The 15,608-nt window shown below is 66.9% G+C and carries 16 protein-coding genes and 1 pseudogene; 7 read left to right on the top strand and 10 right to left on the bottom strand.

All coding sequences use genetic code 11. The features are described 5' to 3' along the window. The first annotated feature begins 73 nt into the window (after window positions 1–73). Complete coding sequence (locus JWQ81_RS08895; RefSeq protein ID WP_297539483.1) at window positions 74–1,039, top strand: acyl-CoA desaturase; 966 nt, start codon at window positions 74–76, stop codon at window positions 1,037–1,039. 158 nt (window positions 1,040–1,197) lie between these two features. Beyond that, window positions 1,198–1,791, top strand: a complete 594-nt coding sequence (locus JWQ81_RS08890; protein ID WP_297539509.1) for a TetR/AcrR family transcriptional regulator — start codon at window positions 1,198–1,200, stop codon at window positions 1,789–1,791. A gap of 398 nt (window positions 1,792–2,189) precedes the next feature. On the opposite strand, the gene JWQ81_RS08885 is transcribed toward JWQ81_RS08890, so the two are convergent. Together JWQ81_RS08885 and JWQ81_RS08880 are read right to left on the bottom strand one after the other, a co-directional pair. Continuing rightward, complete coding sequence (locus JWQ81_RS08885) at window positions 2,190–3,425, bottom strand: sorbosone dehydrogenase family protein (RefSeq protein ID WP_297539482.1); 1,236 nt, start codon at window positions 3,423–3,425, stop codon at window positions 2,190–2,192. Window positions 3,426–3,452: 27 nt separating this feature from the next. Further along, window positions 3,453–4,067 (bottom strand): TetR/AcrR family transcriptional regulator, encoded by a 615-nt coding sequence (locus JWQ81_RS08880; protein WP_297539480.1) that lies wholly within the window; start codon window positions 4,065–4,067, stop codon window positions 3,453–3,455. Between the two features lie 133 nt (window positions 4,068–4,200). On the opposite strand from JWQ81_RS08880, the gene JWQ81_RS08875 reads away from it, so the two are divergent. Further along, the gene (locus JWQ81_RS08875; RefSeq protein ID WP_297539478.1) at window positions 4,201–4,923 is read left to right on the top strand and encodes an alpha/beta hydrolase; all 723 of its coding nucleotides are present in this window, start codon (window positions 4,201–4,203) and stop codon (window positions 4,921–4,923) included. Window positions 4,924–5,073: 150 nt separating this feature from the next. Here the strand turns inward: JWQ81_RS08875 and JWQ81_RS08870 are convergent, their stop codons facing one another. The 3 genes from JWQ81_RS08870 to JWQ81_RS08860 are packed head-to-tail and all read right to left on the bottom strand — an operon-like array spanning window position 5,074 to window position 6,637. After that, on the bottom strand, window positions 5,074–5,637 hold the full coding sequence (locus JWQ81_RS08870; RefSeq protein WP_297539507.1) for a kinase: 564 nt from the start codon (window positions 5,635–5,637) through the stop codon (window positions 5,074–5,076). Window positions 5,638–5,647: 10 nt separating this feature from the next. Further along, complete coding sequence (locus JWQ81_RS08865) at window positions 5,648–5,848, bottom strand: hypothetical protein (protein WP_297539477.1); 201 nt, start codon at window positions 5,846–5,848, stop codon at window positions 5,648–5,650. Between the two features lie 15 nt (window positions 5,849–5,863). Then, window positions 5,864–6,637 carry a helix-turn-helix transcriptional regulator gene (locus JWQ81_RS08860; RefSeq protein WP_297539476.1) on the bottom strand — a complete coding sequence of 258 codons (774 nt, stop codon included), beginning with the start codon at window positions 6,635–6,637 and terminating at the stop codon, window positions 5,864–5,866. A gap of 74 nt (window positions 6,638–6,711) precedes the next feature. On the opposite strand from JWQ81_RS08860, the gene JWQ81_RS08855 reads away from it, so the two are divergent. Together JWQ81_RS08855 and mfd are read left to right on the top strand one after the other, a co-directional pair. After that, the gene (locus JWQ81_RS08855; protein ID WP_297539475.1) at window positions 6,712–7,644 is read left to right on the top strand and encodes an LLM class flavin-dependent oxidoreductase; all 933 of its coding nucleotides are present in this window, start codon (window positions 6,712–6,714) and stop codon (window positions 7,642–7,644) included. 98 nt (window positions 7,645–7,742) lie between these two features. Then, window positions 7,743–11,300 (top strand): transcription-repair coupling factor, encoded by a 3,558-nt coding sequence (gene mfd / locus JWQ81_RS08850; protein ID WP_297539505.1) that lies wholly within the window; start codon window positions 7,743–7,745, stop codon window positions 11,298–11,300. A 41-nt stretch (window positions 11,301–11,341) separates the two neighbouring features. Here the strand turns inward: mfd and JWQ81_RS08845 are convergent, their stop codons facing one another. Genes JWQ81_RS08845 through JWQ81_RS08830 form a run of 4 tightly spaced genes read right to left on the bottom strand, consistent with a single transcriptional unit; the run spans window position 11,342 to window position 14,224 of the window. Continuing rightward, window positions 11,342–11,974 (bottom strand): hypothetical protein, encoded by a 633-nt coding sequence (locus tag JWQ81_RS08845; protein WP_297539474.1) that lies wholly within the window; start codon window positions 11,972–11,974, stop codon window positions 11,342–11,344. 2 nt (window positions 11,975–11,976) lie between these two features. After that, on the bottom strand, window positions 11,977–12,663 hold the full coding sequence (locus JWQ81_RS08840) for a hypothetical protein (protein ID WP_297539473.1): 687 nt from the start codon (window positions 12,661–12,663) through the stop codon (window positions 11,977–11,979). A gap of 5 nt (window positions 12,664–12,668) precedes the next feature. Continuing rightward, window positions 12,669–13,862 (bottom strand): hypothetical protein, encoded by a 1,194-nt coding sequence (locus JWQ81_RS08835; RefSeq protein WP_297539472.1) that lies wholly within the window; start codon window positions 13,860–13,862, stop codon window positions 12,669–12,671. A gap of 44 nt (window positions 13,863–13,906) precedes the next feature. Next, complete coding sequence (locus JWQ81_RS08830) at window positions 13,907–14,224, bottom strand: type VII secretion target (protein ID WP_297539471.1); 318 nt, start codon at window positions 14,222–14,224, stop codon at window positions 13,907–13,909. Between the two features lie 184 nt (window positions 14,225–14,408). Here JWQ81_RS08830 and JWQ81_RS08825 point away from each other — a divergent pair. Continuing rightward, window positions 14,409–14,564: pseudogene (locus JWQ81_RS08825) on the top strand (helix-turn-helix transcriptional regulator); the annotation flags it as partial. Window positions 14,565–14,633: 69 nt separating this feature from the next. Then, on the top strand, window positions 14,634–15,188 hold the full coding sequence (locus JWQ81_RS08820) for a DUF5753 domain-containing protein (protein ID WP_297539470.1): 555 nt from the start codon (window positions 14,634–14,636) through the stop codon (window positions 15,186–15,188). 13 nt (window positions 15,189–15,201) lie between these two features. Here JWQ81_RS08820 and JWQ81_RS08815 read toward each other — a convergent pair whose 3' ends face one another. Continuing rightward, a complete protein-coding gene (locus JWQ81_RS08815; RefSeq protein ID WP_297539469.1) occupies window positions 15,202–15,537 on the bottom strand; it encodes a hypothetical protein in 336 nt (111 codons plus the stop codon). Window positions 15,538–15,608: the final 71 nt, after the last annotated feature.

Below are 15,608 nucleotides of genomic sequence, written 5' to 3'. Positions count from 1 at the left end.
CGGTACCGTAACTTACGGCATCGTAGGTAAGGCGACCCTTAGATCGGGTTCCCCGCAGGAAGAAGTGACGTGCATGACGGCAACCCTTGACCGCTCCCAGTCGCCAGGTGACCAACCCGCCGCGAAGGGGCCGAAGCCCATCATCAGCGGCAGGCGCGGCTTTCCGATCCAGCTCTCGGTGTACTTCGGGGTCATCGCCCCGCTCGCGGCCCTGCTAGCCGCCGTCCCGTTCGCCTGGGGCTGGGGCCTGACCTGGGTCGACGTCGCCATCTTCGTCGTCTTCTACGGCATCAGCGGGCTCGGCATCACCGTCGCGTACCACCGCTACTTCACGCATGGCTCGTTCAAGGCGAAGCGGTGGCTGCACGTCACCATGGCGATCGCCGGCAGCATGGCCGTGCAGGGACCGGTGATCACCTGGGTCGCCGACCACCGGCGGCACCACGCGTTCTCCGACCGCGACGGCGACCCGCACTCGCCGTGGGCGTTCGGCACGAGCCCGGCGGCGATTGTCAAGGGTTTCTGGCACGCCCACCTGGGCTGGCTGTTCGAGCGCGACCAGAGCAACGCCGAGCGGTTCGCGCCCGACTTGGTCAAGGACAGCGCGATCAAGAAGGTCGACGACCTGTTCTGGCTGTGGACGCTGCTGAGCCTGGCGCTGCCCGCGCTGGTCGGCGGCCTGGTGACCTGGTCGTTCTGGGGCGCGCTGACCGCGTTCTTCTGGGCCGGGCTGGTGCGCATCTGCGTGCTGCACCACGTCACCTGGTCGGTCAACTCGATCTGCCACATGATCGGCGAGCGCCCGTTCGCCGCCCGCGACAAGTCGGCGAACTTCTGGCCGCTGGCGATCTTCTCCTTCGGCGAGTCGTGGCACAACCTGCACCACGCGGACCCGACGTCCGCGCGGCACGGCGTCCAGCGCGGTCAGATCGACATTTCCGCGCGGCTGATCTGGATTTTCGAGAAGTTCGGCTGGGTGCACAGCGTCCGCTGGCCCACTCCGCAACGCCTGGCCCGGTTGGCCACGGACAGCAAATAGATTCCCGCTCCGGCTACTGCCCACCCGTCTCCCGCCTCCACCCTCACCGGAGACGCTTCGCGTCCGGCTACTGTCTGTATATGGCAGCAGCGAGACGGCGGGCAAAACGCGAAGTGGCCACCGGAGCGCGACCTGCCGGGTCGGTGGCCCGCGTGCGGATGACCGGAACCGAGCGACGGCAACAGCTTTTGACCGTCGCTCGGGAGCTGTTCGCCGAAAAGGGGTTCGACGGCGCGTCGATCGAGGAGATCGCGCACCGCGCCGGGGTGTCGAAGCCGGTCGTCTACGAACACTTCGGCGGCAAAGAGGGCATCTACGCCGTCGTCGTCGACCGCGAGACCCAGCAGTTGCTCGACCGCATGGTGTCCACTTTGCACGGTGGGCACCCGCGCGTGATGCTGGAGCAGGCCGCGATCGCGTTGCTGAGCTACGTCGAGGACTCGCACGACGGCTTCCGGATCCTGGTCCGCGATTCGCCGGTGGCGAGTTCGACCGGCACGTTTTCCACCGTGTTGAACGACATCGCGAGCCAGGTCGAGCACATTCTCGCGCAGCAGTTCACCGCTCGCGGCTACGACGACAAACTCGCCGCGCTCTACGCACAGGCGCTCGTCGGCATGGTCGCGTTGACCGGGCAGTGGTGGCTCGACGCCCGCAAGCCGAAGCGCGAAGAGGTCGCCGCGCATTTGGTGAACCTGGCGTGGAACGGCCTGTCGAACCTCGAACACAAACCGAAACTCCGCCTGCGCTGACGGCACTTTTGTGGCTCTCCTGTCGTATCGGTGGGTGGCACGGCCCGTCGCAACTCGCCGTCGAGTTGTGACGGTGTTGCCTCAAGGCCACCGCTCGGCGGCTGGTTGTGGTGTCGGGGTGGTGTCGGTGTGACTGGTGAGGTTCTCGAGGTTCGTGGGCGGGGTCGGCCGCCCGCGAGTCCCACGTTCAAATCGGCGAGTCCCACACTCGGTTACCGACAACGCCTTGCACCGCGTACCGACACGACACGACCGACCCTCGGATCAGCAAGGGAGTACCCACTCGCCCCGGTCCTTACCGCTGGACAACGCAACCGGCCCAGGTCAATCGACACCCGAGACCATCGCGGACCCACCGATAGAGCAGCAGAACCACGAAAGTACAAAAGTGCCCCGCTTTAGGCCGGCGTGACGCGGAGGAGTTTGTCGTTGGTGCCGTCGGAAGTCGTGACATAGAGTGCGCCGTCCGGGCCGGTGCGGACAGCGCGCAGCCTGCCGTACTTGTCGTTGAACTCCGGTGGCAGGAACACCTGGGTCACCGCCCCGGCGGTGTCGAGTTTGAACATCAGGACCTTCTGGCCCTTCAGCGCGGCGACGACCAGCGCGCCGTCGAGCACGCCCCACTGCTTGCCGGTCAGGAACGCGGCTCCACTGATCGCTTCGGTGATCTTCCCGGTCGTCCACTGCGCGCGCACGGCGTTGGGGAAGCGGTCCGTGTCGGTCATGGAGACGCTCTCGTCGTAGGTCGTCTCGGTGCCGCCCTTCGACGGATCCCAGCCGTAGTTTCCCCCGGGACGCAACAGGTTGACCTCGTCGTCGAAGGTCGGTCCGTGCTCGGCGGTGAACACCTGGCCGGTGCCGGGCCGGATCGCCACGCCTTGGACGTTGCGGTGGCCATAGGTGTAGATCCGCTGTTCGTTCGGGTCGGTCGAAGTGATGAACGGGTTGTCGGGCAACGGTTTCCCGGTGTTGAGGTCGATGCGTAGCACTTTGCCGCCGAGCTGGTGCCGGTCCTGCGAGACCGACGCCGTCGCGGTGTCGCCCGTCCCGACGAGCAGGGCTCCGTCCGCCGCGATCGTCGGCCGGCAGCCGGAGTGCCGTCCGCTGGGATTGACCGGCAGCCCGGTCAGCAGGTTGCGGACCTTGGCCGCGCTCCTGCCATCGGCGGACAGTGACCACGTCACCAGCCGGATATCGACCGCCTTGTTGTCCTCCTGGTGGGTCTGGCAGGTGGTGAACTGCCGTGACGTCGCGAAGTCGGGGTGCACGACGAGCCCCATCAGCCCGCCCTCACCCGCAACGAGGACGTCGGAGAAGTCCGCGTTCACAGCCGTCACCGCCGCATCCGGCGTACTGCTTGCTATGAGCGCGAGCCGCCCGGGCCGTTGTGTCACGAGGAGTTCGCCGTCGGGCAGGAACCCCACGTCCCAGCCGTGCTCCAGCCCGGCCGCGATCTGCTCCACTTTCAGCTTCGTGCCACCGGTCCCGACCGCCGTGGCAGGCGCCGCCGTCGGCGCGGGGCCGGTTGTCGTCCTGAGCGCGGACGACGCAGGGGTGCTCGCGGCGCCCGAGCAGGCTGTCGCCAACCCCGCGAAGGTGAGGAAAACGGCGATTCCGGCTTTTCTGACTCGCATCCGCCCAGCATGACCGGATCGACGGACTCAAGCCAGTGCTGCTGCTTTCGCGTCCGGCCCGCTGCGCAGCCCGGCGATGAGGAGCCCGACCAGCCGACGCGCGTCGTAGCTGTGCTTGCTGTTGTTGCCGGCGCAGAGACCTCCGATGCCTCGCATGAGTTCGTAGGGATCCTGGTCGGGGAGGATCTCGCCGGAACCGGCCGCGGCGTCGAGCAACCGCGTGCACACGGGCACGAGCCGTTCGACGAAGTAGGAATGCAGCGGATCGAAACAGGGGTCGTCGGACTGCAGCACGGCGGCGAGTCCTTGTTTGGTGACCAGGAAGTCGACGAAACTGTCGATCCATCGGGTCAGCGCGGCGTGCGGCGTCGCGCTGGTCTCCAGTAGGGCCGGACCGGCCTCGGCCAGGGTCTCGACCTGATGCCGGTAGACGGCGACGATCAGGTCCGCTCGCGTCGGGAAGTGCCGGTAGATCGTCGCCGTCCCGACGCCGGCCTTGGTGGCGATGTCGCGTATCGGCGCTTCGACGCCGGAGGCGACGAAGACCGCGGCGGCGGCATCGAGCAGCGCCTCCTCGTTTCGTCGTGCGTCCGCCCGCTTCGGCCGGACCGCGCGCGCTGCGTCCGGGTCGCTGTCGTTCACCGCACTCCATCCCTTCGCTGCCGATCTTGCTAACCGGGACAATGTCCCGTAACGTCAAATGGGACAATGTCCCGTTTGGCTAGTAAACCATGCAATCGCACCTCGATGCGACCACGCGGATGGAGAGCGAACCATGTCGACATACCTGTTGGTGCACGGTGCGTGGCATAGCGGACAGTCCTGGGAGCGGGTGGTTCCGCTGCTCACGTCGGCCGGGCATCGGGTAGTCACGCCGACGCTGACCGGCTACGGCGACAAGGCGCATCTGCTCAGCCCCGAGGTGGGACTGGACACGCACGTCGATGACGTCGTCGGGCTGATCCTCGAGGAAGACTTCACCGACGTGGTCCTCGTCGGCCACAGTTACGCCGGGCTGGTCATTTCGTCCGTGGCAAACCGGATCCCGGATCGGATCGCGCAGCTGGTCTACCTCGACGCGATGGTCCCGGTGGACGGCGAGACGGCGGTCGATGTGATGCCCGTGACCCAGACGATGATCGACCGCGCCGCGAAGGCCGGCACGGGCTGGCGGATCCCGCCGGGGCCCGAGCTGCCGCCGCCCTACGGCCTGTTCGGCGTCACCGACCCGGCGGATGTCGCTTGGCTGCGCACGATGCTGTCGGATCAGCCGCTGCTGTGTCTCCAGCAACCGGCCCGGCTGGACAACCCGGCCGTGAACGCGATCGAACGGACCCACATCCACTGCACTGTCAAACCGGAGGGCTTCGTCAGGCGACCCGTCCCCGCCATCCAGCCGAACGGTTCGCCGTCGCAGGTGTGGGAACTGCCGACCGGCCACGACTGCATGATCACCATGCCGGCCGAACTCTCCGAGTTGCTGCTCAAGCTCGGCTGAGGCACGCACCCGCCGAGCGATCAGTCACCTGAGTGATCAGTTACCTGAACGACCCAGACGAGCCCGTTGCCCGCCACCGATACCGAGCCGTCGGGGTGCTGGGTGACGGTGCACCGTCACCCAGGTTCGCCCAGTCGTGTGTCAGCTCGCTCATCGGCGAATCGTGCCGTCGGCCGAGCCGCGTGATTCGGTGGAGAGGCCGGGGTAGACCTCATTGAGGATCCGGCTTACGGTCTCGGTCAGCGTCGATTCCTCGGCCACCCGCCGTTCGAGGACAACAGGCAGGAGGTCGCGCGGCCGGTACCAACCGCGCATGTCCTCGGCACTGAACTCTGACGCCTTTGACCTGGTTTGGTGGCGGCGAAGGGTCTCTTCGAGCGAGACCTCGAAGTAGTAGAAGACCGACTCGCCCAGATGGTCGTCCCGCAAGGCCCCAAGCATCTCGGCATACCGTCTCGCGCTCAGAATGCCTTCCAGGATCACGTCGTAACCATGGTCCAGCGCGTAGCGGGCAGTTGTGGAGATCAGGCCGATGTTCGCGCCATCCGGGACATCCGCCTCCTTGAGTACGATACGGCGGAAGTAGTCCTGCTCGATCAGTGCCGCGGTTCTCCCCAGTCGTTTCCGCACCGCCATCGCCGCGGAACTCTTGCCGGAACCCGAATTCCCCCTGAGCACGATTAGCTTCGTCGTGCTGGATCCTGTGTGTGCCATCGGATCCAGCTTAGTGTCGCGTGTTCGTGCCTCCACCCTCGTAGCCCAGTTCTTCCAGCTTCGCCGCGACGTTCGCGCTGTTCCGGCAGGCCAGGTTCGAGCAGTACGTGACTATCCCTTCCTCGCCACGCTCGCCGCGGAACATCGCAAGGCCCTCGTGGCCGATTTCCCGGCCGAGCGGATTCGCGCAGGCGTGCGAGCCCTCGCGCACCTGGTCCTCACCGGGTCACAGCCGCCCGAGGGTGTCGGCAGTGAGGTCGTCCGCAGGAAGGAAGGTCTCGAGTTTGAGCTCGGTGATGGTCACGTCCACGGCGGTGGCGAAGGTGGTGATCGCGGTGATGAGCCGTAGCTCGCCCACCGACGACGAAAGCCGCAGCGGCACCGCGAAACCCAGGTGCTCGGTCTCCGTCGACGTCGTCAGCTCCGGGAGGTAGCCCTCGAGCTCGGAACGCAAGGAATCGAGCCGGGCGTCCGGGTTCCGGGCGGTTTCCTCGTGCAGCCGCTCGAGGATGTGCCTGGCCCAGGCGTCGAGGTTGCGGACGCGCGGCGCCATACCGTGCGGATGGAGCGCGAGCCGCAGGACGTTGACCGGCGGTTTGAGCAGCTCCGCCGCTGCGCCCTCGGTGAGGATCGCGAAGCCGTCGTTGCTCGCGACCAAGACGCCGTAGCGATCGACGACGACAGCCGGGTATGGCCGATGTCCGTCAAGCAGACGCTGCAAGCCGTCGAGGACGGGTCGAAGCCGCACGTCGTCCAACGCGGTCTCGGGGTAGCTCGCTGCATAGCCGGCAGCCAGCAGAAGCCCGTTTCGCTCGCGTAGCGGCAGACTCATCGACTCGGCGACGCGCACCACCATGCCGCGACCTGGCACGGACCGTCCGCTCTCCATGAAACTCACGTGCCGCTGTGTGGTCCCCGCGCGCAAAGCGAGTTCCAGCTGACTGAGCCGCCGCCGGGTGCGCCACGCGCGCAACGCACCGCCGAAACTGTTGTCGTCCACGCACGCATCCTGGTCGCTGCCGGCATTCCCCGCAGGGAATTGCGTGTGATCGCGGGTGCGCAGACCCTAGGCGCATGACGAAATTCGGCTTACTGCTCCCGATGTCCCGCGCGCACCTGGACGCCGGCGGCACTGCTCGCGACGTCGTCGAAACCGCCGTCGAGGCCGAGCGGCTCGGTTACGAATCGGTGTGGGTGGGCGACACGCTCATGCGGGCATCGCTCGACCCGTTGACCCTGCTCAGCGCCCTCGCGACGGCAACAGAACAGGTCATCCTCGGCACGGCTGCCCTGCTCGCGCCGTTGCGCGATCCGATCCTCGCGGCCAACACGATCTCGAGCATCGACCTGCTGTCCGGCGGACGTCTCACCCTGGCCGTCGGATCGGGGTTTCCCGGCCGAAGCGATCCTGAATTCGACCTCGTCGGCGTGCCGCTCGAGGGCCGCAATGCGCGGCTTGACGATATCGTCGCGCTCTGGCGGCACCTGTGGTCCGGTGGAAAGTCGTTTCACGGCAAGGTGCTGCACTACGACAGCCTGCCGGAGCTCCCCTACCCGCACCGTCACGGCGGCCCACCGATCTGGCTCGCCGGGTTCACCCCGAAAGTGTTGGAACGAGCGGGCAGGTCGTACGACGGCTGGCTCCCGTACCCGCCGAACCCCGAGGACTTCGCGAGCGGGCTCGCCGCCGTGCGCGCGGCCGCGCCGGATGCGGACGCCGTGACGCCGGCCCTGTTCGCGACGGTGCTCATCGCCGAAGACGCCGAACGCGGACGTCGTGGGCTGGAGCAATACTGCTTGGCCAACTACGGCGCCCCGGTCGAGTACATCGAGAAGATCCAGGTCCTGATGACGGGTTCGGCGTCGCAGGTCGCCGCGCAACTGGCCCGCTACGGCGGCGCGCGCCACGTCCTGATCCGGCCCGCGGCCCTCGCCCCGAGCGCCTTCCGCGAGCAAGTTTCCCAGGTCGCGGGCATGATCACCGATATTCGCGGCAAACTGTCGTAGTGGGGACGTACCCTTACTGGCATGAGCTCCTGCCGATTCATCCCGGGCAGGGGTCTGCCCGTTTTTGTTAGGGGAATTCTTCGGTGACCGTCGCTCCGCTGTCCGGACTCCTTGACCTCGTGCTGCCCGATCCCGCGCTCCGCGGAGTCATCGAGCGCGCGGGTGCGCCGCTGCTCGAGTTGCAGGGGCCGGTGGCGTCACGCCAACTGGTCGCGGCCGCGCTGGCCGCCGAGCAGGGCGCGAACAAACCTGTCCTGGTCGTGACGGCCACCGGCCGTGAGGCCGACGAGCTGACGGCAGCGCTCTCGGGGTTGCTCGGCGCCGACGCCGTGGCGGATTTCCCCTCCTGGGAGACGCTGCCGCACGAGCGTCTGTCCCCGCGCGCGGACACCGTCGGCCGGCGGCTGGAGGTGTTGCACCGGCTGGACGGACCGGACAACGGCGGCCTGCGGGTCGTCGTCTCGACGGTCCGGAGCCTGATCCAGCCGATGGCGCCCGGCCTCGGCTCGCTAGCCCCGATCGAGCTGAAGGTCGGCGAGGAGTCGGAGTTCGAGGGAGTCCTCGAGCGGCTCGTCGAGCTGGCGTACGCCAGGGTCGACATGGTGGAGAAGCGCGGCGAGTTCGCCGTCCGCGGCGGCATCCTGGACCTGTTCGGCCCCACCGCCCAGCATCCGGTTCGGGTCGAGTTCTGGGGCGACGAGGTCAGCGAGATCCGTGCGTTCGCGGTGTCCGACCAGCGCTCCTTGCCCGGTGAGATCCAGTCCGTGAGCGCGCCGCCGTGCCGCGAGCTGCTCCTCACGTCGCAGGTCAAGGCGAAGGCCGCCGAGCTGGCGGAAACCTACGCGGCAGACGCTCAACTCGCCGAGATGCTGACCAAGCTCGCGGACGGAATCCCTTGCGAGGGAATGGAAGCGCTCATCCCGGTGCTCTGCGAGGGTGAGCTGGATCTGCTCACCGACGCCATGCCCGAGGGCACCCATGTCCTGCTCGCCGACCCCGAGAAGGTCCGGGCCCGCGCACATGACCTGGTCCGCACCGGGCAGGAGTTCCTGGAAGCTTCCTGGACCGCCGCGGCCGGCGGCGGACAGGCGCCGATCGACCTCGGCGCGTCGGCCTACCGGGGTCTGGCGGAGGTCGCTGAGCACGCCGGCGCGACGAAGCGCCCGTGGTGGACGCTGACCCAGCTGACCAGCGAAGACCCCGATGTCTACCAGGTCGCGTTCGACGCCGCTCCCGGCTACCGCGGTGAGCTGGAACGCGCGATGACCGATCTGCGCGCGCATACGGCGTCCGGCGGCACCGGTGTGCTGATCGTGGCTGGTCACGGCACCGCGTCGCGCGCGGTCGAGCAGTTGTCCGCCGCCGATGTGCCCGCGACGCTCGCGGTGGACGGGCTGACTTCGGTTCCGGCCGCCGGTCTGGTCACCGTGACCTGCGGTGGGCTGTCCGACGGGTTCGTCGCGCCCGAACGCGCCTTGGTCGTGCTCAGCGAGTCGGACCTGACCGGCCGGGGCGCGGACGCGGGCAAGTCCACGCGCGATTTGAACGCGAAGATGCCTTCGCGGCGTCGCAACGCCGTTGATCCGCTTGCCCTGCGCAACGGCGACTACGTCGTCCATGAGCAGCACGGCATCGGCCGGTTCGTCGAGATGGTGCAGCGCACGATCGGCGGCGCGACGCGCGAGTACCTGCTGCTGGAGTACGGCTCGTCCAAGCGCGGCCACCCGGGGGACAGGCTCTTCGTCCCGACGGACCAACTCGACGAGATCTCCCGGTATGTCGGCGGCGAGTTGCCCGTGCTGAACAAACTGGGCGGCTCGGACTGGAAGAACACCAAGGCCAAGGCGAAGAAGGCGGTCAAGGAGATCGCCGCGGAGCTGGTGCAGCTCTACGCCGCGCGCCAGGCCGCGCCGGGTCATCCGTTCGGCCCGGACACGCCGTGGCAGGGCGAGCTCGAGGACGCGTTCCCGTTCGTCGAGACCAACGATCAGCTGGCCGCCATCGACGAGGTCAAGGCGGACATGGAACGCGGCGTCCCGATGGACCGCGTGATCTGCGGCGACGTCGGCTACGGCAAGACGGAAATCGCCGTCCGTGCCGCGTTCAAGGCCGTGCAGGACGGTAAGCAGGTCGCTGTCCTGGTGCCGACGACGCTGCTGGCGCAACAGCATCTGAGCACGTTCGCCGAGCGGATGCAGGCGTTCCCGGTGACCATCAAGGGGCTGTCCAGGTTCACCGCGAAGTCCGAAGTGGACGGTGTGCTGGAGGGGTTGGCCGCGGGCGAGGTCGACATCGTCATCGGCACGCATCGCCTGCTGCAGACCGGGATCCGGTACAAGGACCTCGGGCTGGTGATCGTCGACGAGGAGCAGCGGTTCGGCGTCGAGCACAAGGAGCACATCAAGGCGCTGCGGGTGCACGTCGACGTGCTGACGATGTCGGCGACACCGATTCCGCGAACGCTGGAGATGTCGCTGGCCGGGATCCGGGAAATGTCCACGATCCTGACCCCGCCGGAGGACAGGCACCCGATCCTGACCTACGTCGGCGCGTACGACGAGAAGCAGGTCGGCGCGGCGATCCGGCGTGAGCTGCTCCGTGACGGCCAGGTTTTCTATGTGCACAACCGCGTTTCGTCGATCGAGAAGGCAGCGAAGCGGCTTCGCGAGATGGTGCCCGAAGCGCGCGTCGTCACTGCGCACGGGCAGATGAACGAGGAGAAGCTCGAGAAGATCATCCAGGGTTTCTGGGAAAACGAGTACGACGTGCTGGTCTGCACGACGATCATCGAGACCGGGCTGGACATCTCCAACGCGAATACGCTGATCGTCGAGCGGGGTGACCTGCTCGGTTTGGCGCAGCTGCACCAGCTTCGCGGGCGTGTCGGACGCGGACGTGAGCGCGGGTACTCGTACTTCCTGTACCCGCCCGAGGCGCCGCTCACCGAGACCGCGCACGACAGGCTGGCCACGATCGCGCAGAACACCGAACTCGGCGCGGGGATGGCCGTCGCGATGAAGGACCTCGAGATCCGCGGCGCCGGGAACATCCTCGGCGCGGAGCAGTCCGGGCACATCGCCGGTGTCGGCTTCGACCTCTACATCCGGCTCGTCGGTGAAGCTGTCGACGTGTTCCGCAGGCACGCGGGCGCGGAGCCTGCGGAGGAAGAGGACATGGCCGACGTCCGCGTCGACCTGCCGGTGGACGCACATCTCCCGCACGACTACATCCCCGGCGAGCGGCTGCGGCTGGAGGCGTACCGCAAGATCGCGGCGGCCACCGGTCCGGAGGCGCTCGACGCCGTCCGCGACGAACTGATCGACCGCTACGGCCAGCCGCCGGCTCCGGTCACGCGTCTGCTGGCGGTGGCGACGTTCCGGCACGCGTGCCGTGCGGCGGGGGTCACGGAGGTGTCGAGCCAGGGCAACACCATCCGGTTCGCGCCGATGGACCTCGCGGACTCGCAGCTGGTCCGGCTGAAACGCTTGTATCCCAAGGCCGCCTACAAGGCCGTCACGCACACGGTGTCGCTGCCGAAGCCCACCGAAGGCCCGGCCGGTGGCCGCATGGGCGCGCCCGCCCTACGCGATGAGGAACTCCTCGACTGGTGCGCGAAGTTCCTCATCCAACTCACGAAAACCCCCGCCGCGGTCTAGGACTCGTGAGTGTTTAGGCCGTTTAGAACCGGCCTAAACACTCACGAGCGGGACTTGCGCGGCTTGTCGGGGTGGTCGGCGAGCCAGGGTCCGAGGTGCTTGACGTAGTCCTGGGGCGGGTTGAGGAAACGGACCGCGGGCGGGTGGCCGGGCACCATGATCTGAGTGAGGTCTCGCGCTTTTTTGGCGATTTCCAGATCATATCCGGGGTGGCCGAGGCGGGTGTTGCCGACGATGGAGATGGTGTGTTGGCCGTCGCGGGTCGTGCGGATGACTCCGGCGAAGGCGGGGTCACCGGCGAAGAGCAGTGTGCCCGACGGTTGTTCGGCCTTCATGACCATGCCTTGGAACTCGGCGATCTCCCGGCCGGTGCGCGGATCAGTGAGCATCAGCGGCGAATTGCGCTCATGCTCCCAAGAGCGCCAGGGTATCAGCCCGCCGAGTTCCTCGACCACCAGAACGCGATGCCAGCGGCCGTACTTGTAGCCGTACTCCTGCCACGGATAGTTGGCCAGGATGTTGACGATGCCTTCCTTGTTGTAGGCCCGATCCGGGATGTAGGAGTGCCGTAGCACGAAGTCGTATTCGGCGTTGAGGATGTGCTCCTCGACGAACCGGTAGGTCTCGGCGTCGGTCAGTGCCGCGCCGGGACGGATGGTGACATTGATCGTCATGATTAGTCCAGCACCTGCCCGATCTTTCCGTTATCGCCAGGGGAAACCGCCGGCGGTTCGAAGGACACGGAACCCGCCATCTGCACGACCATGCCACGGAAGTGTGGTCCGTGCCCTTCGAACGGTGTCGACAGCTCGATGGTGGCGAGCTTGCCGCCATCGTCCGAGGGCACGTGAGCTTCCAGCTGGAAGACCGAAGTGGTCGCGTCCTCGGGAACTTCGGGCCCGCCTGGAAAGTGCGGCGTCGGTAGCTGCCGGGTGCGTTCGACGAACAGCATCGGGCGGTCCATCACGTCGACGAGGTCCACCTGGGCGTGTTGTCCGGCTTCGGCCTTTGCCTCGACGAGGTCCTTGAGGACGAGCCGCGGGTTACGTGTTCCCTCGAACGCCTGAAAGGACACCACCAGCGACGAGGTGACCACCGAGCCGTCCACCGGGGACGTGTGCCGGCCGATCCCGCAGAACAGCCCGCCGGCCGAACCGAGCTCGGACAGCAGCGCCGACAGCGCGCCGGTAACAGCTCCGATGAGAGGCCGCTGCCCAGGTTCGGCGATATCGGTCAGCACGGCCTCGGCACGCTCGATGCTGGCTTCCGCGTCCTGCACGGGCAGCGGGAAGTAGCCGGGCGGAATGGCGACCCAGATCGGGGTGTCATCGGTGTCGGCGGGCTCGTCGAGAGCACGGGTCATGGAAGTCACGATGTCGCCTGCCCAATGTCTTTCTTGATACTCGATCCGATGCCCTTGACGTGCCAGAGCAGGTTGAGTCGGTCGACGGCCTTGATGTCGGCGACCCCGTTGCTCAGTAGCTTGTCGGCGAAGGTCGCGGCCTCACCGATCTTGCCTCCGACTCCCTTGGCCAGTCCCTTGACCAGCAGACCCGGCTGATGTGCGGCCAACTTGGCAAGTTCGGAGATGCTCGCGGCCCCGGAGGCGCCCTCCACGGCGGTCTCTGTCCCTTTAAGCGCCTTGAACCCGACACCGGCCCCGGGAATCACGCTGGCGACATCGCCCACCCCGGTCATCAACGCCCCGAGCGACTCCTTGTTGACATGCCCGGTGAGTAACTGGCCCATGCCGTGTCGGAACTGCGGATCGGCGAGATCGGTGACCAACGCCCCGGCTCCGGCGGCCACGGACACCCCCAGCGCGATGGCGTCCACCGGCGGCGGTGTCACCAGTGCGACCAGACCGGCGATCGCCGAGATCGTGGACAGCACGGCGTGAATGTCCTTGAGATGGTCTTTTACCCAGTCCCCGACGGACTTGAGAGCGCTGGTGAAGGCGTGACACATCCGGCTGAACATGCCCGGCTTGTGCGGCGCAAGGTGCGCTGTAGCGTCTTTCAACGCCTCAGCGGCCTTCTTCGCCACATCTTCATGCTGGGACTCAAGTTCCTTCGCGCGCCGGATGACGTCTTGGAGACTGTCAGCCGCACCCTCGGCTTTGCCGGCCGCCGAGCGGACCGCGGACTCGGCCGTGTCCAGTTTGGCCTGTGCCTGTTGCAACGTGGCTTGGTCCTGGAAGACTTGACCGGCCAGCTTGAAGTCGGGATTCGCCTTTGCCTGCTGTAGCGTGGCTTCCGCCTGCTGTTGCGCCTGATGGGCCGCCTCGGCCTCTCGCTCGAGCTTGCCGGCCGTGTCCTTGAAGTTCAGCAGATCGGTATGCCAGCCGGCGATCACGCCGACCGCTTTCGTCAGCGACTGGTGCGCGTGGTCGAGCTCGTCGGCGAGCTGCGAGTTGAAATGCTGCCGGAACGTATCGCCCGCATCGCCTTGCCATACCGAGTCGTTGGCATTGCGCAGCCGGCCCATCAGCGAGTTGGCTTCGCCCATGGAATCGACGGTTGAGGCCACCTTCCCGTGCAGCGACTCCACCGCGTCCGGCATGCCGGGCACCGGGTTGAATCCGAGGTTCGGGTACTCCTGGTCGGTCACGACTGTCCTCCGGAGATCGCCTGGGCAAGCTGGTCGAGCGCCTTGGCCAAGCCGTCCTCGGTTTCCTGGTACGCCTTGTGTGCCTTGTCGACACCATCAGTGGTGTCAGTGATCTTGTCTTTCAGCTGCCCCAGGCCGTATCGCCACCGATGCTGAAAATCTCCCGCAGCGTCATTGAGTCCCCGCGTACCGATCTGTCCGCTGTCGACGGACTTCATCGCGTCCAGCGCCGACTCCATGTGCTCCCCGGACTGCTGCAGCGACGTGACGAACTGCTGCAAAGCCTCCAGGTCCACCTGAAAGAAATCCGCCACGACATCCCCTTCTCGCGCGGCCGCTCCGGCCGATGGCCCTCAGATCCCCCACGCCGTCCGTCGAAGCCGCCGTGAGCTCAGCGAATGGCCTGATGGTCGCCCCCGCGGTAGTCGCGGCGACCTTATCAGTGACGCACCGCGCGTGCCTGTGGTTCCCGCGAGTTGAGCCGGAGTCAGAGGCAGAATTCGTCGCCCGCGGGCGAACCTCAACGGCAAGGCGCTGGCGCATGAGCTCGGCTGGCCGGACAGTCGGATTTCCCGGTTGTTGAACGGGAAACGTGATGTGCCGGAGGTGGACCTCGCGAGTTTTCTCGCGGTCTGCAAGGTCACTGGGGTGGAACGTAAGCGGTTGTTGGAATTGTGTCGGGCGGCGCAGACTCGGGGGTGGTTAGAGCAGTACGGTGACCGCTTGCCGAAGCAGCTCGCCACCCGGATCGACCACGAGGACAAGGGCGTCGCTATTGGCGACTTCCAACCGGTGATTTTTCCGGGGTTGCTGCAGACGGATGATTATGCGCGAGCCTTGATTGTGGAAACTGGCAATGTTCCTGAAGACGAGATCGAGGATCGTGTCGCTGCGCGCCTCGCTAGGCAGAGCCTGCTCAGCAGGAAGCCCGCTGTGCAGTTCACGTTCTTTCTCCACGAGTTTGCGCTACGCCTGCCAGTTGGCGGGCCTGTAGTGATGTCTGAGCAGTTGCATCACCTGTTGCGCATGTCTGTGCGGACCTACATCACGATTCGCGTAGTGCCTGCCGGCGTTGGCGGGCATCCAGCCATCGCCGGTCAGTTCGAGCTGATGGAGTTCGCGGAGTTCAAGCCTGTTGTGTATATGGACAGTGAGACGTCCGGCCTGTTTCTTGAGAAAGCACCAGAGATCGTGGCTTACCGAAGCATTTTGAACCGCCTAGCGGACATTGCTCTCGACGAGGGACAACCAGCAGCAGCTGGGCGGCCTTCACCGTGAGGCTGGGGCAGCTTTAGAGCTTCGCCAGGTGGCTGTGGGAGGTGAGGCTCTCGGGCGGTGGCGCTGACCGCGCGAGGCGGAGCGTCTCCTCTTCGACCGGGTCCGGCCGGGCTCCGGCGTCGGACCTCGGTTTCGGCCTGGGGCGCCTCGGCACGCGTGCGCCGGAGCCGCCGCCGCGCCCGGGGTACACGAGCAGGCCGTTCGCTCGGTCCGGTACGGCGTCGAGGGCCGCGCTGACGGCCGGGAGGTTGCGGAACCTGTCGCGCTGTTCGTCGCTGGCGAACTCAAGCTCGATCACCACGCCCCAGGAATGTTCGTGCCAGCCCCACTGCCTGGCACCATTCGTCACGGCGGCCTCGGTGAGGTCGTCGCCGTGGGCCCGTCGCCACTCGCTCGCCGGGCGTTCCCCATCGAGGACTT

It is taken from the genome of Amycolatopsis sp., assembly GCF_025464955.1.
Classification (GTDB): Bacteria; Actinomycetota; Actinomycetes; order Mycobacteriales; family Pseudonocardiaceae; genus Amycolatopsis.
This window is presented reverse-complemented; position numbering and strand designations above follow the sequence as displayed.